Raw genomic sequence first — 19,274 nt, 5'->3', positions numbered from 1 at the left:
CGCCGTTCGACTGAATGGCCGGGCCGCGCTGCGCATTGCGGGGCTCGCCGGCCTGTTCATGCTGGTCGGCCCGATTCATATCCTCACCAAGGCGGTGTTCCGCCGCTCTCGCTGGCCCAGGCGTTTCCTGGCCGCCGCCGCCTGGATCGCGGGCGCGCGCGTTCGCGTCAAAGGGCGCGCCATCGGCCAGCATACATTGCTCGTCTCCAACCATGTCAGCTGGCTCGACATCCTCGTGCTGGGCGGCTCGACCGACTGCGCGTTCGTGTCGAAGAACGAGCTCGGCCATCCATTCATTCACTGGCTCGCCGACCAGAACGCGACGGTTTACGTCAAGCGCACGCACCGCAAAGGTGCAAAAGACCAGGCGGTGGGCATTGCCCAGGCGCTGGAGCGCGGCAAACCGATCATGCTTTTTCCGGAAGGCACGACCGGTCCCGGCACGCACCTGCTTCCGTTCCGCTCGGCGTTGCTCGAGGCGGCCAACTTCGCCGGGCGGGACGTCGAGATCCGCCCTATCGCCATCGACTATGGGAATACGGCAGCCGAGATCGGCTGGTGGGATGAGCCGGGCAAGGACAATGTGCTTCGCCTGCTCGGCCGCCGCGGTACGCTGCAGGTGACGATCGACGTCCTCGAGCCGCTCCACCGCACCGGCGACCGCAAGCAGCTCACGCAGGCGGCGCGCGAGGCGATCGTGCAAAGGCTCGGCTTAACCTCGCCGGGACACTCGCCTATAGGTGGGGTCGAATGACCCCCAAGACTTTCAGAATCAAAAATTTCGGCTGCCAGATGAACGTCTACGACGGCGAGCGCATGGCCGAGCTACTGGGCGATCAGGGCATGAACGCTGCCGCCGATGGTGAGGACGCCGATTTGGTCGTGCTCAACACCTGCCACATCCGCGAGAAGGCGGCCGAGAAAGCCTATTCGGACGTCGGGCGGTTGCGCCGCGAGGATGGCTCGAAACCGCTGATCGCGCTGGCCGGCTGCGTCGCCCAGGCCGAGGGCGCTGAAGCGAAGCGGCGGTCGCCAATGATCGACCTGGTGGTCGGTCCGCAGGCCTATCACCGGCTCCCGGAAATGGTGGCCGAAGCGAGCCGGGGTGCGCGCCCGGTCGACACCGACATGCCCGCTGCGGCGAAGTTCGACGCGCTTCCCGCGCGACGCCGTGCCGCGCCCTCCGCATTTCTCACGGTCCAGGAAGGCTGCGACAAATTCTGCACCTATTGCGTCGTGCCCTACACCCGTGGCGCCGAGATCTCGCGGCCCTGGCCGGATATCGTCGCAGAGGCACATTTGCTGGTCGAGGCCGGCGCGCGCGAGATCGTTCTGCTCGGACAGAATGTGAATGCCTGGGCGGACGGGGACCGCGGCCTTGCGGAGCTGATCCGCGCGCTTGCCAGAATCGATGGCCTCGAGCGGATCCGCTACACCACCAGCCACCCCTCCGACATGTCGGATACACTGATCGCCGCTCATGGCGAGATCGACAAGTTGATGCCCTATTTGCACCTGCCGGTGCAGTCGGGCAGCAACCGCATCCTGAAAGCCATGAACCGCAATCATACGACAGACACCTATCTCGCCATTATCGAAAAGGTGCGCGCGGCCCGTCCCGACATTGCGATCTCCGGCGATTTCATCACTGGCTTCCCCGGTGAGACCGAGGAGGATTTCGAAGCCACGCTGAACATCGTCGATGCGGTGCGTTACGCCTCAGCCTATTCGTTCAAATATAGCTCGCGGCCCGGCACTCCGGCCGCGACCATGGAGGACCACATAGCAACCGAGACCATGGACGAGCGGCTGCGCCGGCTCCAGGCGCGGATCGGCGAGCACAGCCTTGCCTTCAATCGATCGAAGGTCGGCTGCGAGACTCGGGTCCTGGTCGAACGCAAAGGGCGGCGCCCCGGACAGATGATCGGCCGCTCGCCGTGGCTGCAGTCGGTCCACGTCGAGACCGATGCGCAGCCCGGCGCCATCCTCGACCTGACCCTCGTAGCAGCCGGGCCGAACAGCATGACCGGCGCGGTCCGCCGCCGGGCGGCCGCCTGATGGCGCGCCGCGACCTTGCCGCCGTCGGCGCCAACGATGCCGGCCGCGCCCGACTCGAGCTGGAGTTCGAGCAGCCGTACCTGCTCGGCCCCCTGTTCGGCGACTATGACCGCCACCTGATCACCATCGAGCAGCGGCTCGGCGTGCACATCTCGGCCCGCGGCAATCGCGTTCAGATCGAGGGCGAAGCGGACGCCGCGTCGCGTGCCCGCGACGTGCTGACCGGCCTCTACAATCGGCTCGACCACGGCCAGGACGTGGATGCCGAAGCCGTCGACGCGGTGCTCGGCATGGCCGCCCAGCCCAACCTCGACGGCATCATCCAGGAGGAGGTCACCTCGGCGCCGCGGGTGATGATCCGCACGCGCAAGAAGACCATCGTCCCGCGCTCGCCGGTGCAGACCATCTACATGGAAGCGCTGGGGCGCGACGACATGATCTTCGCACTCGGGCCGGCGGGCACCGGCAAGACCTATCTCGCGGTCGCCCAGGCGGTGTCGCAGCTAATCAGCGGCAGCGTCGACCGGCTGATCCTGTCGCGGCCCGCGGTCGAGGCCGGCGAGCGCCTCGGCTTCCTCCCCGGCGATATGAAGGAGAAGGTCGACCCCTATCTCCGCCCGCTCTACGACGCGCTGTACGACATGCTCCCGACCGAGCAGGTCGAGCGCCGAATCACCTCGGGCGAAATCGAGATCGCGCCAATCGCATTCATGCGCGGCCGAACGCTCAACGACGCCTTCATCATCCTCGACGAAGCGCAGAACACCACGCCGCTACAGATGAAGATGTTCCTCACCCGCTTCGGCATGCGCAGCCGGATGGTGATCTGCGGCGATCCCCACCAGGTCGACCTGCCCGACCCCACCAAGTCGGGCCTCGCCGACGCCGTGCAGAAACTCGACCAGGTGAAGGGCATCGCGACCGTCCGGTTCACCGCCGCCGACGTGGTGCGCCACCCGCTGGTCGGGCGGATCGTCGAAGCCTATGAGGGACCGGGGCGGTGATGCTTGAGATTGCGCTCGACGCCGATGAGGAATGGGACAGTAGCCGCTTCTCGGAGCAGCTCGTCCGCCGCGCCGCCGAGGCCGCCATCGCCGAAAGCGCCTTTCCGCAGCTCGCCGAGTTCGGACGGACAATCGAGCTGTCGGTGCGGCTGACGAAGGACGAGCAGGTACGCACGCTTAACGCGCATTGGCGGGGCCAGGACAAAGCGACCAACGTCCTCTCTTTCCCGATGGCGGAAGAGCATGAGTTGCGCGACGAAAGGTTTGCCCAAACGGAACTGTTGCTTGGCGACATCGTTCTCGCCCGCGGAGTGTGCGAGGCGGAGGCCAGGGAGAAGGGCATTACGTTGGAGAGCCATGCAACCCATCTGATCGTCCATGGCACTCTGCACCTGCTCGGTTACGATCATGGGGACGAGCGCGACGCCGCGGACATGGAGGCGCGCGAGGCCCGCGCACTTGAACGCCTCGGCATCGCCAACCCCTACGAGGTCCCCGCCTGATGGCGACGCGCGGGGACGAGGGCGGATCATCGCGGCTGTGGCGCGGCATGCGTCACCTGATCTTCGGCGAGGACAGCGAGCCGACCCTTCGGGAGGAGATCGAAGAGGCGATCGACGAGGCCGAAGATTCCCGGCCCGTCGCCGGCGACCTTTCGCCGACCGAGCGGCAGATGCTCCGCAACCTGCTGCACTTCGGCGAGCAGACCGCGGGCGAGATCGCCGTGACTCGCGGCGACATCATGGCTGTCCCGTCCGACATCAGTTTCGATGATCTGGTCCGCGCTTTCGCCGACGCCGGCCACAGCCGGCTGCCGGTCTACGGCGAAAGCCTCGATAACGTCGTCGGCATGGTCCACATCAAGGACGTCTTCATCGCGAACGTCGACCCGTCGCGCGATCGGTCGCTCGCCGCACTGATGCGTGTGCCGCTGTTCGTGCCCGAGTCGATGAGCGTCATTGAGCTGCTCGCGCGGATGCGCAGTCAGCGCGTCCATCTGGCGATCATCGTCGACGAATTCGGCGGGACGGAAGGGCTGGTGACCATCGAAGACGTGGTCGAGGAGATCGTTGGCGACATCGAGGACGAGCATGACGAAGCCGAGGCCGGTATGCTGACGATGCTCGACGACGGCCTGTGGGAAGCCGATGCGCGGGTCGAGATCGAGGAGCTGGCCGAAACGGTCGATCCGCGGCTGTCGTCCGCCGAGGACGAGGTCGACACGCTGGGCGGCCTGATGTTCCTGCTCGCCGGCCGCATCCCGGGCAAGGGCGAGTGCGTGACCCATCCGTCGGGCTGGAAGCTCGAAACGGTCGATTCCGACCCCCGCCGAATCATCCGGGTACGGCTGCACGCGCCACAAATGTCTTCCGACCGAACCTAGTCTTTGGCGAACAGATTCTCCGGCTTCGCCATCGCTTTGAACTCGAGCGCGTTGCCGGCGGGATCGAGGAAGAACATCGTCGCCTGCTCCCCCGGCTGTCCTTCAAATCGGACCGTGGGCTCGATGACGAAGTCGACGCCGGCGCCCTGCAGCCGCTGCGCGAGTGGCTTCCACTCGTCCATCGGCAACACGATCCCGAAATGCGGCACCGGCACGTTCTCGCCATCGACCGGGTTGGTGATGCGGCCCTGAACCTTCTCTGGCGCGAGGTGCGCGACGATCTGGTGGCCATAGAGATCGAAATCGACCCAATGATCCGCGCTGCGCCCTTCGGCGCAACCGAGCGCCCCACCATAGAAACGGCGCGCGGCGGCGAGATCGTCGACCGGGAAAGCAAGATGGAACGGCGGCAGGCTCATCGGCCTGTCATGTCATTGCGAGCGTAGCGAAGCAATCGAGCCGTTTGTGGATTGCTTCGTCGCTGCGCTCCCCGCAATGACGGGATCCGATGCTCTACGTTCTGTACGCCCTTCTTGCCGGCGCAGCCTCGGCCTTCGCGTTCCAGCCGGTGGGCCTGTGGCCGCTGCTCCTCGTTGCGTTTGCGTTGCTCTGCGAATTCCTGTGCCGCTCGAAGAGCATGGGGAGCGCGCTGCTCATCGGCTGGGCGTTCGGCCTGGGACAATTCGTCATCGGCCTCAACTGGATCGCGACCGCCTTCACCTTTCAGTCGAACATGCCCGCCTGGCTCGGCTGGGTCGCGGTCCTTCTCCTGTCGCTCTACCTCGCCGTCTATCCGGCGCTCGCCGCGGGCCTCGCATGGCGGTTCGGCCGCGAGGACCGCGCGGTCCTGGTGATCGTGCTCGGGGGGGCCTGGGCAATCACGGAATGGCTGCGCGGGGGGATGTTCACGGGCTTCCCGTGGAACCCGGCGGCGGCTGCGCTCGCCTCGACTCCGCTGATCAGAACCACGCCGCTGATCGGCAGTTATGGCCTCTCCGGGCTCGCCGTCATGCTCGGCGGCGCGATCTGGCTCGAGTACCACCGCAAGTGGCTGCCGCTGGTGGTGATCGTCGGCGCCACGATCTTGCTCTGCGTCCTGCCGTCCTCGTCGGTTCCGGCGGACCCGCTTGCCGTCGTCGACGTTCGGGTCATCCAGCCGAACATTGGCCAGGAGGACAAATGGCGCCCCGGCTTCGGCGAGGAGGCCGCGCGGCGGCTCGCGATGCTGTCGGGTCCGCCCTCCGCCGAGCCACGGCTCCTGCTGTGGCCCGAGGCCGCGGTTACCGAGCCGCTCGACGACGCCCGCACCGATGAGCACCAGACCTTTGCCGACTTCCAGCGCACGCGGGCCGCCTCGCTGCTCGGACCCAACGACCGTCTGCTGACCGGCGGCATCGCGATCGCATCGAAGGACGGCGTCCACGTCGACGGCGCCGCCAACAGCGTGTTCGCCCTCGCTCCGGGCGGGAAGGTGCTCGGCCGCTACGACAAGGCGCACCTCGTCCCCTACGGCGAATATCTTCCGATGCGGCCGCTGCTGTCGGCGATCGGCCTTTCACGCCTCGCGCCAGGCGACCTCGATTTCACCTCGGGTCCCGGCCCTCGCACCATCGACATCGGCGGGGAGTGGGGCAAGATCGGATTCGAGCTGTGCTACGAGATCATCTTCTCCGGCCACGTAGTCGACGAGAAGCATCGTCCCGCGTTCATCTTCAATCCCTCCAACGATGCCTGGTTCGGCCGCTGGGGCCCACCGCAGCACCTCGCCCAGGCGCGGCTTCGGGCCGCCGAGGAAGGATTGCCGGTCCTGCGCTCGACGCCCACCGGAATCAGCGCGGTGATCGACGCGCGCGGCCAAGTCGTGAAATCGCTGCCGTGGCGCACCGCCGGAGTGATCGACGCGGTGCTGCCGCCAGCCGCCAACTCGCCACCGCCCTTTGCCCGGTTCGGCAATGTCATCCCCCTGCTGCTCGGCCTCGCCTTGATCGTCGGCGGCATTGTGCTCGGCCGCCGCCGCCGCTAGGACGCGCGCATATAAAGCTTTCCTTATATCCCTAATTCAGGACGCCACTCCCTCATGCGCAGCTCGTACCTGTTCACCTCCGAATCCGTGTCCGAAGGCCACCCCGACAAGGTCGCCGACCAGATTTCCGACGCGATCGTCGACCTGTTCCTGTCGAAAGACCCGGAAGCGCGCGTCGCCTGCGAGACGATGACCACGACCAACCGCGTCATGCTTGCCGGTGAGATCCGCGGGCATGGCATCATGGATTCGGAAGGCAATTGGGCGCCGGGCATCCGCGAGGAGATCGAGGAAGCCGTGCGCGGCGTCGTCAAGCGCATCGGCTACGAGCAGCAGGGCTTCCACTGGGACCGCTTCGATTTCGCCAACCACCTCCACCCGCAGTCGGCGCACATCGCCCAGGGCGTCGACGCGGCCGAGAACAAGGATGAGGGCGCGGGCGACCAAGGCATCATGTTCGGCTTTGCCTGCGACGAGACGCCCGACCTCATGCCGGCGACGCTCGATTACAGCCACAAGATCCTCGCCGAGATGGCCAGGGATCGGCACTCGGGCGCGGCGCCGTTCCTCGAGCCCGACGCCAAGAGCCAGGTCACGTTGCGCTTCGAGGACGGCCACCCGGCCAAGGCGACCGCCATCGTCGTCTCGACCCAGCACAAGCCGGGCTACGACAAGGGCGAGAAGCAGGCGCAGCTCCACGCTTATGTGAAGGATGTCGTCGCCCGAGTCATGCCCGCGCGCCTGCTCGGCAACGAAACCGTCTATCACATCAACCCCACCGGCAGCTTCGAGATCGGCGGGCCCGACGGCGACGCCGGAGTCACCGGCCGCAAGATCATCGTTGACACCTATGGCGGCGCCGCTCCGCACGGCGGCGGCGCCTTCTCTGGCAAGGACCCGACAAAAGTCGACCGTTCGGCCGCTTACGCCGCCCGCTACCTCGCCAAGAACATCGTCGCGGCGGGGCTGGCCAGCCGTTGCACCATCCAGCTTGCCTATGCGATCGGCGTCAGCGAGCCATTGTCGCTTTACGTCGACACCCACGGTACGGGCACGATCGGCGATGATGCCATCGAAGCGGCGATCGGCCGCATCGACAAGCTCGGCAAGCTGACCCCGCGCGGCATCCGCACGCACCTGGATCTCAACAAGCCGATCTACGCCGTCACGGCCGCATACGGCCACTTCGGGCGCAAGGCGGAAGGCGACCTGTTCCCGTGGGAGCGGCTCGACCTCGTCGAGGACCTCAAGGCGGCGGTCGCGGCCTAGCCCGGCAGCACGCGTCGAACTGCTCCGAATATGAAGCGCTGCAAGCCGCCGCTCTGAGTGCTAGCGCGCCGCTTATGTCTTCGCATAAGCCTGGCGATCCCTTATCCCTCAACCGCCTCTACGGCCGGTCGAGCGGACACCCGTTGCGCAAGGGACAGCAGGAACTGATCGATCGGCTGCTCCCGGCGATCGCGGTGCCGGCCGAGGGCGAGATCACCGCCGCAGCATTGTTCGGCGAGGATCGCCCGCTGCACTTCGAGATCGGCTTCGGCTCGGGCGAGCATCTTGCCGCGCGCGCAGAAATGCTTCCCGACGACGGCTTCATCGGCGCCGAGCCGTTTTTGAACGGCGTGGCGACGGCGCTTGGCCATGTCCGCGACCGCCGCCTCGCCAATGTCCGGCTATGGCGCGGCGACGCGCTCGACGTGTTGCAGCGCCTGCCCAACGGTGCTTTGAACTTCCTCTATTTGCTCCACCCTGACCCGTGGCCCAAGGCGCGCCACGCCAAGCGGCGGATGGTCAACGACCGCCCGCTCGACCTGTTCGCATCCAAGCTCAGGCCGGGCGGCGAGTTCCGCCTCGCGACCGACGATCCGACCTATCTCGCCTGGTCGCTGATGGTGATGCAGCGCCATTCGGCTCAATTCGAATGGCTCGCCCAAAGCCCCAAGGACTTCCTCGAGCCGCCACACGGCTGGATAGAGACTCGCTACGGCGCCAAGTCACGGCGCGAGGGCCGCAGGCCCTATTATCTGCGCTATGTTCGGACGTAAGTGGGGGGATGATGGAAGTTGATCGCAGGACCGTGCTCGGCGGCGCCGCTTTGCCCTTCGCGGCCGGACCGATCGCCGCCGCGGCCGCGAGCGATGACTGGGAGCGTATTGCGCGCGAATATGACGTAACGCGCGAAGTCGTTCAGCTCGAACATGGCAATTGGGGGATGATGGCCCGGCCGGTGCTCGCCGCCTATCGAGCGCACGTCGAGCGGGTGAACCGCGACACCAGTTTTTATGCGCGCCGCGGGATGGTCGGCGACCTCGAGGGCGTGCGCGCCACGCTGGCCAGCGCGATGGGTGCGGCGGTCGAAGAGATCGCCTTCACCCGCAACGCGACCGAGGCGATGAAAGCGCTGATCTTGCAGTACAATCGCCTCAAGCCCGGGGACGCGGTGCTCTACGCCGACCTTGATTACGACAGCATGCAGACGAGCATGGAATCACTGGCCGTGCGGCGCGGCGTGCGAGTGATCAAGATCAGCTTGCCCGAACCCGCGACCCGTCAGTCCCTGATCGACACCTATCGCGCGGCCTTCGACGCCAATCCCGTAATCAAAATGGTACTCCTGACGCACCTGAGCCATCGCACCGGCCTGGTGCTGCCGATCGCCGATATCGTGACGATCGCCCGCTCGCGCGGAATCGACGCGGTGGTCGACGCGGCCCACAGCGTTGGGCAGCTCGACTTCCGCCTTCCGGACCTGAACGCGGATTTTGTCGGGATGAACCTGCACAAGTGGATTGGCGCGCCGCTCGGCGTCGGCGCGATCTACGTCCGGCGTGAGCGGATCGGCGCGATCGACCCCGACCCGGCGGAACACCCGGCGAGCAGCGACATTCTCACCCGCGTTCATACCGGCACGCCCGACTATGCCGCGCAGCTGACCATCCCGGCGGCACTGGCGTTCCAATCGGCGATCGGCGGCGCCCGGCGCCAAGCTCGGTTGCGGGCCCTGCGCGATCGTTGGGTGCGTCAGGTTGTTGGATTGCCGCAGGTCGAGGTCCTGACGCCGCAAGAGCCGGGAATGTATGGCGCGATCACCGCCTTCCGCCTGCGCGGCCGGACCAGCCACGAGGACAATGTCGCGCTGGCCAAGGCGCTGCTCGACAAGTACCGCATCTTCACGGTCCACCGCGACGGCCTCGCCTCGGGATCGTGCGTCCGCGTCACGCCCGCACTCGCCAGTCGGATGAGCGACTGCGACGCCCTTGCCGCCGCAATCCGCTCGCTTGTTACTTAGCCTGAGTCAGCCGCAGCAGCCGCGCACCATCCCCGTCCTCGAGGAGGTAGACCTCGCCGCGCGGCCCCTGCTCGACCTCGCGGATGCGGTGGTCCAAGTCCCACTGGTCGGCCTTACTCGCCTGGTCGCCGCGGATGCGGACGTGGATCAGCGCTTCCCCCGATAGTGCGCCGAGCAGCGCATCGCCCTTCCATTGAGGGAACAGTTCGCCCGTGTAGATGATCAGACCCGCGGGGCTGACCGACGGATTCCACCAGACCTTGGGCGCTTCATATCCGTCGCCCGGGCGGTGATCGGGGATCTCGACCCCGTCGTAATTGCTGCCGTTCGACACGTTGGGCCATCCGTAGTTGCGCCCGGGCAGGATCAGATTGACCTCGTCGCCGCCGCGCGGGCCCATCTCATTCTCCCACAGCCGCCCGTCGGGCGCGAAGGCGAGGCCGAGCGAGTTGCGGTGCCCGCTAGTCCAGGTCTCGGCGGGCGTCAGGTTCGGGCCGGGCCATCTGAAAGGCCGGCCGGTCGCATGCTTTGCCGCCTCGGTGTCGCGTGGCGGATTGGTGATGGTGACGGACGCGGCGCCGATCCGGCCGGCCATCGGGTTGCCGGGCGTCGGATTGCCGTCGAGCGTCAGGTGCAAGATCTTGCCAAGCGGCTGGCTCGGGTCCTGCGCCGGGGTAAAGCGCTGCCGCTCGCCCGAGCTCAGGAACAGCGACTTGCCGTCCGGCGCAAAGACGATTCGCGCGCCGAACTGGCCGCCCTCACCACCCGCCGGGTCGTGCCACAGCACCGCCAGATTCTGCAGCCGCGCACCGGTGCGATCCACGACGAGCTGCGCCCGCGCCAGCGCGAGACCGCTCCCGCCGTTCGCCGAGGGCTCGGAATAGGTCAGATAGACCAGGCGGTCCCCCGCGAAATCTGGCGAAGGGACGATGTCGAGCAGGCCGCCCTGGCTCGACACGACGACGCGGGGAGCCCCCGAGACCGGCTGCTTCTGACCGGTCGCAACATTCACCAGCCAAATGCGGCCGGGCTTCTCGGTCACCAGCGCCGTGTTGGTCGTGCGAATTCCGGAGCCGGGCAAGAACGCCATTGCCCACGGCGAATCGAACTTCGCGACCTGAATCATCGTGAACGGCGGGTTGGCGCCGGCCGACGGCGATGCACCGCATGCGCCGAGCATCAGCAACAGCGCGCATTGAATTAAGCGTGGCGTCATCTCATCTGTTCCATTGCCGTAATCTTGGTTAGTGCTGCGTCATCGCGGGGGCGATCGTGGAATACGAAGGAAAACGTCCACATGCCCCCCTGCAGTTTACTCTCACTCGCGACGGCGGTTCCGCCGTTCGTCGTCGAACAGGCCGACGCGAAGGCGACCGCGCGGCGCGCCTTCAACCGCAAGAACCTCTTCGACAAGCTGTCGGGCGTCTTCGACAATGCGGAGATCGCCACCCGGCACCTGGTCGCGCCGCTCGAATGGTACGAACGTCCGCACGGCTGGCATGACCGCAACGCCGTCTACCTGGAAGCCGCCGAGCAGTTGTTCATCGACGCGGCGACCGCGGCGATCGAAAAGGCCGGCCTGACGCCGCGCGACATCGACGGTGTTGTCACCGTCTCGACCACCGGCATTGCCACCCCCAGTCTCGAAGCGCGCGCCGCGAGCCGCGTCGGCTTTCGCGACAATGTGCGCCGCGTGCCGGTCTTCGGCCTTGGCTGCGCCGGCGGCGTCAACGGCCTCGCCCTCGCCTCGCGGCTCGCAACCGCCGACCCCGGAAGCATCTGGCTGTTCGTCACGGTCGAGACCTGCTCGATCTCGATCCGCCTCGACAGCGACGATCCCGCGGCGGTCGTCGCGACGGCATTGTTCGGCGACGGCGCCGCTGCCGCCGTCGTCACCAGCGGCCTCCACAGCCTCGCGCGCATCACCGGCTCGGCCGAGAAGTTATGGCCCGGGACTCTCCGCATCATGGGCTGGGATGTCGAGGATCCGGGTCTCGCCGTGGTGTTCGACCGGGCGATCCCGCCGTTTATCGATGCGGAGCTCGAAGCTGCGGCCGAGGGCATGTGCTCCGACCTCGGCATTACCCGCGATGAGATCGACCGGTTCTGTTGCCATCCGGGCGGGGTAAAAGTGATCGATGCGATCGAGAGCGCGCTTCAGCTCAACCAGGGCGAACTCAACCTCGAGCGCGAGGTGCTTCGCGGCTATGGCAATATGAGCGCGCCGACTGTGATGTTCGTGCTCGACCGGCTGCTCAAGCAAGGGCTGCCCGACAAGGTGATGATGACCGCGTTCGGCCCCGGCTTCACCTGCGCCGGGCTTCTGCTCGAAGCGGCGTGACGCTCAACCTCGTCGTCATCGCGCTGGTCACTTTGTCGCGGGCGGTCGAGCTGCCCATGGCGCGAGCGAATACCCGCCGATTGCTTGCGGCTGGCGGCCGCGAGGTCGCGCCCGGTCATTACCCGCTGATCGTCGCGCTTCATGCGTCGTGGCTGCTGTCTCTTTGGTGGCTCGCCCCGGATCGGTCGGTCAATCTTCCGCTGCTCGGACTGTTCGGCCTGGTCGAGCTCGGCCGCATCTGGGTGATCCAGACGCTCGGCAAGAGGTGGACGACGAGGATCGTCGTCGTTCCCGGCGAGACGCTCGTCGCCCGCGGCCCCTATCGGTGGATCAACCACCCGAACTACGCGGTCGTGGTCGCCGAGATCGCCCTCCTCCCCCTGGTCTTCGGCCTGTGGCAGGTCGCGTTGATGTTCACCGTCTTGAATGCCGCCGCGCTCACCATCCGCATCCGCGAGGAAAATCGCGCGCTGGGGCGCTAGCGCGGTCGGTCAACATCGCTTGCTCTTGCCATTGGCCGCGCCTATATCGCGGCTCTCTCCTCGACATCGTCAGATGCTGAGGCTGGGGCCCCCAAGGCTCCGGTCCGAGAGGCGTTTGGGTTCAATGGAGTTCGAGTGGCCGAGATCACAGAAGTCGCGCAAAGGATCGAGCCCGAGGTGCAGAGCCTCGGCTACGACCTCGTGCGCGTCGCGATGATCGGCGGCACGTCGGACCCGACGCTGCAAGTGATGGCCGAGCGGCCCGATACGCGCCAGCTCAACCTTTCCGATTGCGAAACCATTTCGCGCCGGCTGTCCGAGTGGCTTGACGCCAACGACCCGATCGAGGGCAGTTATCGGCTCGAGGTCAGTTCGCCCGGGATCGACCGGCCGCTCACTCGTCCGCGCGACTATTCCGACTGGGCGGGGCACGAGGCCCGGCTTAGCCTCAAGGAGCCGCTAGGCGGGCGTAAGCAATATTCCGGGACGCTGGGAGGCCTCGACGGCGATCGCGTGAAGCTCACCGACAAGAGCGGCGCCGCCCACGTTTTGCCGTTCTCCGACATCTCATCGGCCAAGCTGCTCTTGACCGACAAGCTCATCAACGCCACCGCGCCGCTCAGCACCGACGGCGCGGAACACATCGAAACCGTAGAGGAAGAATAAATGGCAACTGCCGCACCCGCTGCCGTCAGCGCCAACCGCGCCGAGCTGATCGCGATCGCCGACGCCGTCGCGCGCGAGAAGCTGATCGACAGGGGTATCGTCATCGAGGCGATGGAAGACGCGATCCAGCGCGCCGCCCGCTCCCGCTACGGCGCCGAGAACGACATTCGCGCCAAGCTCGACGCGGAGACGGGCGACCTCCGCCTTTGGCGCGTGCTCGAAGTGGTCGAAGAACCCGAAGACCATTTCAAGCAGATCGACGAGAAGGCTGCACAGAAGCTTCAGAAAGGGGCCACGATCGGCGATTTCATCGTCGACCCGCTACCGCCGATCGAATTCGGCCGAATCGCCGCCCAGGCGGCCAAGCAGGTGATCTTCCAGAAGGTCCGCGATGCCGAGCGCGAGCGCCAGTTCGAGGAGTTCAAGGACCGGGTCACCGAAGTCATCACCGGCGTCGTCAAGCGCGTCGAGTTCGGCCACGTCGTCGTCGATTTGGGCCGCGCCGAGGGCGTGATCCGCCGCGACCAGCAGATCCCGCGCGAGATGGTACGCGTCGGCGACCGCATTCGCTCGCTGATCATGTCGGTGCGCCGCGAGGCGCGCGGGCCGCAGATATTCCTCTCCCGCGCCCATCCCGATTTCATGAAGAAGCTGTTCGCCCAGGAAGTCCCCGAGATTTACGACGGCATCATCGAGATCAAGGCGGCCGCGCGCGACCCCGGCAGCCGCGCCAAGATCGGCGTCATCAGCCACGACAGCTCGATCGACCCGGTCGGCGCCTGCGTCGGCATGAAGGGCAGCCGAGTCCAGGCCGTGGTCCAGGAGCTCCAGGGCGAGAAGATCGATATCATTCCGTGGAGCCAGGACCTCGCGACCTTCGTCGTCAACGCGCTCCAGCCGGCCACCGTCAGCCGCGTCGTCATCGACGAGGAAGAAAGCCGGATCGAGGTGGTCGTCCCCGATGACCAGCTCAGTCTCGCGATCGGCCGTCGCGGCCAGAACGTGCGGCTCGCGAGCCAGCTCACCACCTCGCAGATCGACATCCTCACCGAGGCCGATGCCAGCGAGAAGCGCCAGCGCGAGTTCGTCGAGCGTTCGGCCCTGTTCCAGAACGAGCTCGACGTCGACGAGACCCTGTCGCAGCTGCTGGTCGCCGAAGGCTTCACCAGCCTCGAGGAAGTCGCCTACGTCTCCATCGACGAGATCGCGTCGATCGAAGGCCTCGATGACGATATCGCGTCGGAGCTGCAGAACCGCGCCGCCGAGGCGCTCGAGCGGCGCGAGGCCGCGTCACGCGAAGAGCGCCGCGCGCTCGGCGTGTCCGACGACCTCGCCGAAATCCCGCACCTCACCGAGCAGATGCTGGTGACCCTGGGCAAGGCGGGCATCAAGACCCTCGACGACCTCGCCGACCTTGCAACCGACGAGCTGGTGCAAAAGAAGCGGCCCGAGCAGCGCCGCCAACGCGAGCCGAGCAACCGTCCGGAGGACAAGGGCGGGATCCTCGCCGACTATGCCTTGAGCGAAGAGCAGGGCAACGAGATCATCATGGCGGCGCGTGCCCACTGGTTCGACGACGAAGCACCGGCTGAGACTGCCCAAACCGAGGAGGCCGCCAATGCGGAATCCTCAGAATGAGGCGTTAAAGCTAGCAGACGAGGTTGAGGCGCATGCTCCCGAACGGACGTGCGTCCTCACCCGCAGCAAGGGCAGCCGCGACACGCTAATCCGGCTCGCGCTTGGTCCGGACGGCGGCGTCGCGCCCGACGTCCGAGCCCGCGCGCCGGGCCGCGGCGCGTGGATTTCCGTCACCCGCGCCGAGCTCGACGCCGCCAACGCCAAGGGCAAACTCAGGGCCGCGCTCCAGCGCGCCTTCAAGACCAACGACCTGAGCGTCCCCGCCGACCTCGGCGAGCGGACCGAGGCGGCGCTGCGCCAGGCGGCGCTGGACCGCCTCGGCATGGAAGCGCGCGCCGGCAACCTGGTCAACGGCACCGATCGGGTCGAGCAGGCCGCCCGCTTGGGCAAGGTCGCGCTGCTGATCCACGCCGCCGACGCCGGTGAAGACGGCCGAAGGAAGCTCGATCAGGCGTGGAGAGTCGGCGGAGGTGACCCACGGGGGGTGATCTTCCCGCTCGGCCGCACTATCTTGTCGATGGCGCTGGGCCGCGAAAATGTGGTACATGTTGCCCTGATTGATCCCGCTGCCGCTTCGCGTGTCCGTCACGCGCTTGACCGGTGGCGGAATTTCACTGGCCCCGATTGCGGTCTGGAAGGCGCTGAACCCGCCTTGGGGACGCTTTCGGCTGAAGACGATTTGACGAAGGAATAGAATGGCAGACCAGACCGAAAAACCGAAGCTTGGCACCCGGCCGCCGCTGGGCCTCAAGCGCACGGTCGAGACCGGCAAGGTCAAGCAGAGCTTCAGTCACGGCCGCTCCAACACGGTCGTGGTCGAGGTCAAGAAGCGCCGCATCCTCGGCCGTCCGGGCGAAGCACCGCCCGCGCCGGCGCCCGAGCCCGTGGCCGAAGTACCCAAGCCCGCGCCGAAGTCGGCCGCGGCCGCCGCGCCGACTGCGCGCAAGCCCTCGCCCCAGGACGACATCACCAGCCGAAAGGAGCTTCAGACGAAGCTTCTCCGGGAGGCCGAGGAAGCGCGTCTTACATCGCTTGAAGAGGCCCGCCGGCGCGAGGAGCGCGTCCGCTCCGCGCAGAGCGAGGACGAACGCCGCCGCGCCGAAGAGAATCGCAAGGCCGAGGAGCAGACCGCCGAGGAGGCTCGCCTCCGCGCCGAGGAAGAAGCGCGCGTTGCCGAAACGCCCGCCGAGCCCGCAGCCGCCCCACCGGTCGTCGATGACGACGAAGATCGCGGCCCCGCACGCCGTCCCGGCGGCCATGCGGCCGCGCCCAAGCGCCCCGAGCCCGCTCGCCCCGGCCGCGGCCGCGGCGACGACCATCGCCAGCGCGGCAAGCTCACCGTTACCCGCGCCCTCTCCGACGAGGACGACAGCCGCGCCCGTTCGCTCGCCGCTCTTCGCCGCTCGCGCGAGAAGGAAAAGCGCCACCACATGGAGGCGGGCCCGTCGGCCAAGCAGGTCCGCGACGTCGTCGTCCCGGAGGCTATCACGGTGCAGGAGCTCGCCAACCGCATGGCCGAGCGCGGCGCCGACCTGGTCAAAGCGCTGTTCAAGATGGGCAGCCCGGTCACGCTCACGCAGACCATCGACCAGGACACGGCCGAGTTGCTGGTGACCGAGTTCGGGCACCGCATCAAACGCGTCAGCGAAGCCGATATCGACATCGACAGCTCGGCCGACGTCGACGCTCCCGAAAGCCTCAAGCCGCGCCCACCCGTGGTCACGATCATGGGCCACGTCGACCATGGCAAGACTTCGTTGCTGGATGCGATCCGCGGCGCGGACGTCGTCGCGCATGAGGCCGGCGGCATCACCCAGCACATCGGCGCTTATCAGGTGACCCTGCCGGACAAGTCGAAGATCACCTTCCTCGACACGCCGGGCCACGAAGCGTTCTCGGAGATGCGCGCGCGCGGCGCCAACGTCACCGACATCGTCATCCTGGTGGTCGCGGCCGACGACGGCCTGCGCCCACAGACGATCGAGGCAATCAACCATACCAAGGCGGCCGGCGTTCCTATGATCGTCGCGATCAACAAGATCGATAAGCCCGACGCCAAGCCGCAGAAGGTCCGCGAGGAACTGCTGCAGCATGAGATCATCGTCGAGGACATGGGCGGCGAGGTCCAGGACGTCGAAGTCTCGGCGACCAAGAAGACCAATCTCGACAAGCTCCTGGAAGCAATCGAGCTCCAGGCCGAAATCCTCGAATTGAAGGCCAACCCGGAACGCGCCGCGGAAGGCACGGTGATCGAGGCCAAGCTCGACAAGGGCCGCGGTCCGCTCGCCACCGTGCTGGTCGAGCGCGGAACTCTGCGCGTCGGCGCCGTGTTCGTCGCCGGTGCCTCGTCGGGCAAGGTCCGCGCTTTGGTCGACGACCACGGCCGCCAGGTGAAGGAAGCCGGGCCGTCGGTCCCGGTCGAGGTCCTCGGCCTCTCCGCTGTCCCGTCGGCCGGCGATCCGTTCACGGTCGTCGAGAACGAGGCGCGGGCTCGCGAAGTCGCAACTTATCGCCAAGGCGTGCTCGACCTCAAGCGGACCACCTCGGCACCGATCAGCCTCGAGAACATGTTCGCGAGCCACGCCTCTACCACCAAGGAACTGCCGCTGGTCGTCAAGGCCGACGTCCAGGGCTCGGTCGAAGCGATCGTCCATGCGCTGAACCGCCTGTCGACCGACGAGATCAAGGTCCGCGTGCTCCATTCGGGTGTCGGCGCGATCACCGAGAGCGACGTGACCCTCGCCAGCGCCAGCGGCGCCCCGATCATCGGCTTCAACGTCCGACCCAACGCCAAGGCGCGCGAGGTTGCGGACCGCAACAAGGTCGAATTCCGCTATTACGACGTCATCTACCACCTCACCGACTGGGTGAAGGGTGCGATGGCGGGCGAGCTCGGGCCCGAGATCATCGAGACGGTCGTCGGCCGCGCCGAGGTCAAGGAAGTCTTCCCCGCGGGCAAGAAGGACAAGGCGGCCGGCCTGCTCGTTCTCGAAGGCGTTATCCGCAAGGGCCTCAACGCGCGGCTGACGCGCGAGGACGTGATCGTTTCGGCGACGACCATCAGCTCGCTTCGGCGGTTCAAGGACGACGTGGCCGAAGTCGCATCGGGCCTTGAGTGCGGCGTGATGCTGGCCGACACCAACGACATCAAGCCGGGCGACACGCTCGAGGTGTTCGAGGTCGAGGAGCGCGCGCGGACGCTGTAACCGATGCGGACGAAGGAAACGCCCGAAGGCCGCTCGGTCCGCCTGCTCCGCGTCGGCGAGCAGGTTCGGCATATTCTGAGCGAACTGCTCCAGCGCGGGAATGTCCATGATGATGTGCTGCAATCGCACCTCGTTAGCGTCACCGAGGTGCGCATGTCGCCCGATCTCCGGCACGCGACGGTGTTCGTGAAACCGCTGCTCGGCCAGGACGAGGAAGCTGTGCTCAAGGCGCTCCGCCAGAACACCGCCTTCCTTCAGCGCGAAGTCGCCCGCCGCGTGCGCCTGAAATATGCGGCGAAGCTGAAATTTCTCGCCGACGAAAGCTTCGACGAGGGCACGCATATCGACCGGCTGCTGCGCTCGGAGAAAATCGCACAGGATCTGAAGAGCGAATGATCGGCCTGGACCGGCTCGGCGAGCCGATGACCGGCGAGAGCTGCCGCGCCGAGCTGTTCTCCGAACAATATCGCGAACGGCTCAAGGCGGCCTGCGCCGAGGACGGCGAGATCTGGCAGCTCTACGCCAACAATTTCGGCCGCGATGGTTTCGACGCGAGCATCGACAACTACACGTCGAACCCGCGCAACCTCACCTTCGTCCTGTTCGAGGGCGATGAGCTCGCCGGGATGTCGAGCTATCTCGGCATCGACGAAGGCCGCCAGGTGCTGGAGATCGGCGGAACCTACTGCCGCCCGCATCTGCGCGGCACCGGCTTCAACCGGCGCGTCAAGGACATGATGCTTGCCCGCGCCTTCGATTGCGGCATCCGCCGCGTCGAGTTCCGCGTCGACCGGCGCAACGCGCGCAGCCAAGCGGCGATGAAAAAGCTCGGCGCTGTGCGCGAAGGCGTGCTCCGCGCCGACCGCATCACCTGGACCGGCCACGTCCGCGACACCGTGCTGTTCAGCATTCTGAAGGACGAGTGGCCGGCTTAGTGCGCGTCAGATGTTCGACGGCCTCAGCGTGATGATCCTCACGCCGTTCGTCGCCCATTCCTTGTCGACATCCACCTCGAGCTGAGCCCAGGCGTCGCGAGTCTCGCAACGAATGGTCTCCATCCTGCTTCCCGTAATGGGGTCGACCCGAAGGCAATAGCGTGCTTCCGGGGGGGCAGCCGGAGCGCCCGGCTGCTGAGGCGGCGGGGGCTGCGACGCCCATAAAGGCGAAGGAAGCGCGGTCACGCTCA

19 protein-coding genes are annotated in these 19,274 nt (G+C 66.8%); 17 read left to right on the top strand and 2 right to left on the bottom strand.

The genetic code is table 11. From position 1 onward, the window contains the following. The first annotated feature begins 58 nt into the window (after positions 1–58). The 5 genes from ACJ8FR_RS02505 to ACJ8FR_RS02485 are packed head-to-tail and all read left to right on the top strand — an operon-like array spanning position 59 to position 4,446. On the top strand, positions 59–754 hold the full coding sequence (locus tag ACJ8FR_RS02505) for a lysophospholipid acyltransferase family protein (protein WP_407827028.1): 696 nt from the start codon (positions 59–61) through the stop codon (positions 752–754). After that, a complete protein-coding gene (miaB, locus tag ACJ8FR_RS02500) occupies positions 751–2,058 on the top strand; it encodes a tRNA (N6-isopentenyl adenosine(37)-C2)-methylthiotransferase MiaB (protein ID WP_407827027.1) in 1,308 nt (435 codons plus the stop codon). The genes ACJ8FR_RS02505 and miaB overlap by 4 nt, the downstream gene beginning before the upstream one ends. Further along, positions 2,058–3,062, top strand: coding sequence for a PhoH family protein (locus tag ACJ8FR_RS02495; protein WP_407827026.1), 1,005 nt, complete (start codon positions 2,058–2,060; stop codon positions 3,060–3,062). The genes miaB and ACJ8FR_RS02495 overlap by 1 nt, the downstream gene beginning before the upstream one ends. Continuing rightward, complete coding sequence (ybeY, locus tag ACJ8FR_RS02490) at positions 3,062–3,565, top strand: rRNA maturation RNase YbeY (RefSeq protein WP_407827025.1); 504 nt, start codon at positions 3,062–3,064, stop codon at positions 3,563–3,565. The genes ACJ8FR_RS02495 and ybeY overlap by 1 nt, the downstream gene beginning before the upstream one ends. Beyond that, entirely contained in the window at positions 3,565–4,446 is an 882-nt protein-coding gene (locus ACJ8FR_RS02485; protein WP_407827024.1) for a hemolysin family protein, read from the top strand. Before ybeY ends, ACJ8FR_RS02485 begins: the two co-directional genes overlap by 1 nt. Here ACJ8FR_RS02485 and ACJ8FR_RS02480 read toward each other — a convergent pair. Further along, positions 4,443–4,865 (bottom strand): VOC family protein, encoded by a 423-nt coding sequence (locus ACJ8FR_RS02480; protein ID WP_407827023.1) that lies wholly within the window; start codon positions 4,863–4,865, stop codon positions 4,443–4,445. The two genes, ACJ8FR_RS02485 and ACJ8FR_RS02480, sit on opposite strands and share 4 nt — an antisense overlap. A gap of 89 nt (positions 4,866–4,954) precedes the next feature. Here ACJ8FR_RS02480 and lnt point away from each other — a divergent pair, with 89 nt between their 5' ends. The 4 genes from lnt (at position 4,955) to ACJ8FR_RS02460 (ending at position 9,755) form a co-directional block, all read left to right on the top strand. Continuing rightward, positions 4,955–6,469, top strand: a complete 1,515-nt coding sequence (gene lnt, locus ACJ8FR_RS02475) for an apolipoprotein N-acyltransferase (RefSeq protein WP_407827022.1) — start codon at positions 4,955–4,957, stop codon at positions 6,467–6,469. Between the two features lie 54 nt (positions 6,470–6,523). Beyond that, a complete protein-coding gene (metK, locus tag ACJ8FR_RS02470) occupies positions 6,524–7,738 on the top strand; it encodes a methionine adenosyltransferase (RefSeq protein WP_407827021.1) in 1,215 nt (404 codons plus the stop codon). A 74-nt stretch (positions 7,739–7,812) separates the two neighbouring features. Next, a complete protein-coding gene (gene trmB / locus ACJ8FR_RS02465; RefSeq protein ID WP_407827020.1) occupies positions 7,813–8,511 on the top strand; it encodes a tRNA (guanosine(46)-N7)-methyltransferase TrmB in 699 nt (232 codons plus the stop codon). Positions 8,512–8,522: 11 nt separating this feature from the next. Continuing rightward, positions 8,523–9,755 (top strand): aminotransferase class V-fold PLP-dependent enzyme, encoded by a 1,233-nt coding sequence (locus ACJ8FR_RS02460; protein ID WP_407827019.1) that lies wholly within the window; start codon positions 8,523–8,525, stop codon positions 9,753–9,755. Here ACJ8FR_RS02460 and ACJ8FR_RS02455 read toward each other — a convergent pair. Beyond that, positions 9,748–10,971 (bottom strand): PQQ-dependent sugar dehydrogenase, encoded by a 1,224-nt coding sequence (locus ACJ8FR_RS02455; RefSeq protein ID WP_407827018.1) that lies wholly within the window; start codon positions 10,969–10,971, stop codon positions 9,748–9,750. The genes ACJ8FR_RS02460 and ACJ8FR_RS02455 overlap by 8 nt on opposite strands. An 81-nt stretch (positions 10,972–11,052) precedes the next feature. Here ACJ8FR_RS02455 and ACJ8FR_RS02450 point away from each other — a divergent pair, with 81 nt between their 5' ends. From ACJ8FR_RS02450 to ACJ8FR_RS02415, 8 genes are all read left to right on the top strand, one after another. Next, positions 11,053–12,096: a type III polyketide synthase gene (locus ACJ8FR_RS02450; RefSeq protein ID WP_407827017.1), complete on the top strand. Its 1,044-nt coding sequence runs from the start codon at positions 11,053–11,055 to the stop codon at positions 12,094–12,096. Then, a complete protein-coding gene (locus tag ACJ8FR_RS02445; protein ID WP_407827016.1) occupies positions 12,093–12,578 on the top strand; it encodes an isoprenylcysteine carboxyl methyltransferase family protein in 486 nt (161 codons plus the stop codon). Before ACJ8FR_RS02450 ends, ACJ8FR_RS02445 begins: the two co-directional genes overlap by 4 nt. Positions 12,579–12,713: 135 nt before the next feature. Continuing rightward, positions 12,714–13,244, top strand: coding sequence for a ribosome maturation protein RimP (gene rimP, locus ACJ8FR_RS02440; RefSeq protein WP_407827015.1), 531 nt, complete (start codon positions 12,714–12,716; stop codon positions 13,242–13,244). Further along, complete coding sequence (gene nusA / locus ACJ8FR_RS02435; protein WP_407827014.1) at positions 13,245–14,882, top strand: transcription termination factor NusA; 1,638 nt, start codon at positions 13,245–13,247, stop codon at positions 14,880–14,882. After that, positions 14,863–15,576, top strand: a complete 714-nt coding sequence (locus tag ACJ8FR_RS02430) for a DUF448 domain-containing protein (RefSeq protein WP_407827013.1) — start codon at positions 14,863–14,865, stop codon at positions 15,574–15,576. The genes nusA and ACJ8FR_RS02430 overlap by 20 nt, the downstream gene beginning before the upstream one ends. A gap of 1 nt (position 15,577) precedes the next feature. Continuing rightward, positions 15,578–18,088: a translation initiation factor IF-2 gene (gene infB / locus ACJ8FR_RS02425; protein WP_407827012.1), complete on the top strand. Its 2,511-nt coding sequence runs from the start codon at positions 15,578–15,580 to the stop codon at positions 18,086–18,088. 3 nt (positions 18,089–18,091) lie between these two features. Next, entirely contained in the window at positions 18,092–18,484 is a 393-nt protein-coding gene (gene rbfA / locus ACJ8FR_RS02420) for a 30S ribosome-binding factor RbfA (RefSeq protein WP_407827011.1), read from the top strand. Beyond that, positions 18,481–19,023 (top strand): GNAT family N-acetyltransferase, encoded by a 543-nt coding sequence (locus ACJ8FR_RS02415; RefSeq protein WP_407827010.1) that lies wholly within the window; start codon positions 18,481–18,483, stop codon positions 19,021–19,023. The genes rbfA and ACJ8FR_RS02415 overlap by 4 nt, the downstream gene beginning before the upstream one ends. The last annotated feature ends 251 nt before the right edge of the window (positions 19,024–19,274 follow it).

Source organism: Sphingomonas sp. (assembly GCF_045810705.1).
Lineage (GTDB): Bacteria > Pseudomonadota > Alphaproteobacteria > Sphingomonadales > Sphingomonadaceae > Sphingomicrobium.
This window is presented reverse-complemented; position numbering and strand designations above follow the sequence as displayed.

What these genes read in the sequence shown, in the direction of transcription:
- infB (WP_407827012.1), top strand. Translation starts at nt 15,578, where the DNA reads ATGGCAGACCAGACCGAAAAACCGAAGCTTGGCACCCGGCCGCCGCTG.
- miaB (WP_407827027.1), top strand. Translation starts at nt 751, where the DNA reads ATGACCCCCAAGACTTTCAGAATCAAAAATTTCGGCTGCCAGATGAAC.
- nusA (WP_407827014.1), top strand. Translation starts at nt 13,245, where the DNA reads ATGGCAACTGCCGCACCCGCTGCCGTCAGCGCCAACCGCGCCGAGCTG.
- ACJ8FR_RS02415 (WP_407827010.1), top strand. Translation starts at nt 18,481, where the DNA reads ATGATCGGCCTGGACCGGCTCGGCGAGCCGATGACCGGCGAGAGCTGC.
- metK (WP_407827021.1), top strand. Translation starts at nt 6,524, where the DNA reads ATGCGCAGCTCGTACCTGTTCACCTCCGAATCCGTGTCCGAAGGCCAC.
- ACJ8FR_RS02430 (WP_407827013.1), top strand. Translation starts at nt 14,863, where the DNA reads ATGCGGAATCCTCAGAATGAGGCGTTAAAGCTAGCAGACGAGGTTGAG.
- rbfA (WP_407827011.1), top strand. Translation starts at nt 18,092, where the DNA reads ATGCGGACGAAGGAAACGCCCGAAGGCCGCTCGGTCCGCCTGCTCCGC.
- ACJ8FR_RS02485 (WP_407827024.1), top strand. Translation starts at nt 3,565, where the DNA reads ATGGCGACGCGCGGGGACGAGGGCGGATCATCGCGGCTGTGGCGCGGC.
- ACJ8FR_RS02505 (WP_407827028.1), top strand. Translation starts at nt 59, where the DNA reads ATGCTGGTCGGCCCGATTCATATCCTCACCAAGGCGGTGTTCCGCCGC.
- lnt (WP_407827022.1), top strand. Translation starts at nt 4,955, where the DNA reads ATGCTCTACGTTCTGTACGCCCTTCTTGCCGGCGCAGCCTCGGCCTTC.
- trmB (WP_407827020.1), top strand. Translation starts at nt 7,813, where the DNA reads ATGTCTTCGCATAAGCCTGGCGATCCCTTATCCCTCAACCGCCTCTAC.
- ACJ8FR_RS02455 (WP_407827018.1), bottom strand. Translation starts at nt 10,971, where the DNA reads ATGACGCCACGCTTAATTCAATGCGCGCTGTTGCTGATGCTCGGCGCA.
- ACJ8FR_RS02480 (WP_407827023.1), bottom strand. Translation starts at nt 4,865, where the DNA reads ATGAGCCTGCCGCCGTTCCATCTTGCTTTCCCGGTCGACGATCTCGCC.
- ACJ8FR_RS02450 (WP_407827017.1), top strand. Translation starts at nt 11,053, where the DNA reads ATGCCCCCCTGCAGTTTACTCTCACTCGCGACGGCGGTTCCGCCGTTC.
- ACJ8FR_RS02460 (WP_407827019.1), top strand. Translation starts at nt 8,523, where the DNA reads ATGGAAGTTGATCGCAGGACCGTGCTCGGCGGCGCCGCTTTGCCCTTC.
- ACJ8FR_RS02495 (WP_407827026.1), top strand. Translation starts at nt 2,058, where the DNA reads ATGGCGCGCCGCGACCTTGCCGCCGTCGGCGCCAACGATGCCGGCCGC.
- ybeY (WP_407827025.1), top strand. Translation starts at nt 3,062, where the DNA reads ATGCTTGAGATTGCGCTCGACGCCGATGAGGAATGGGACAGTAGCCGC.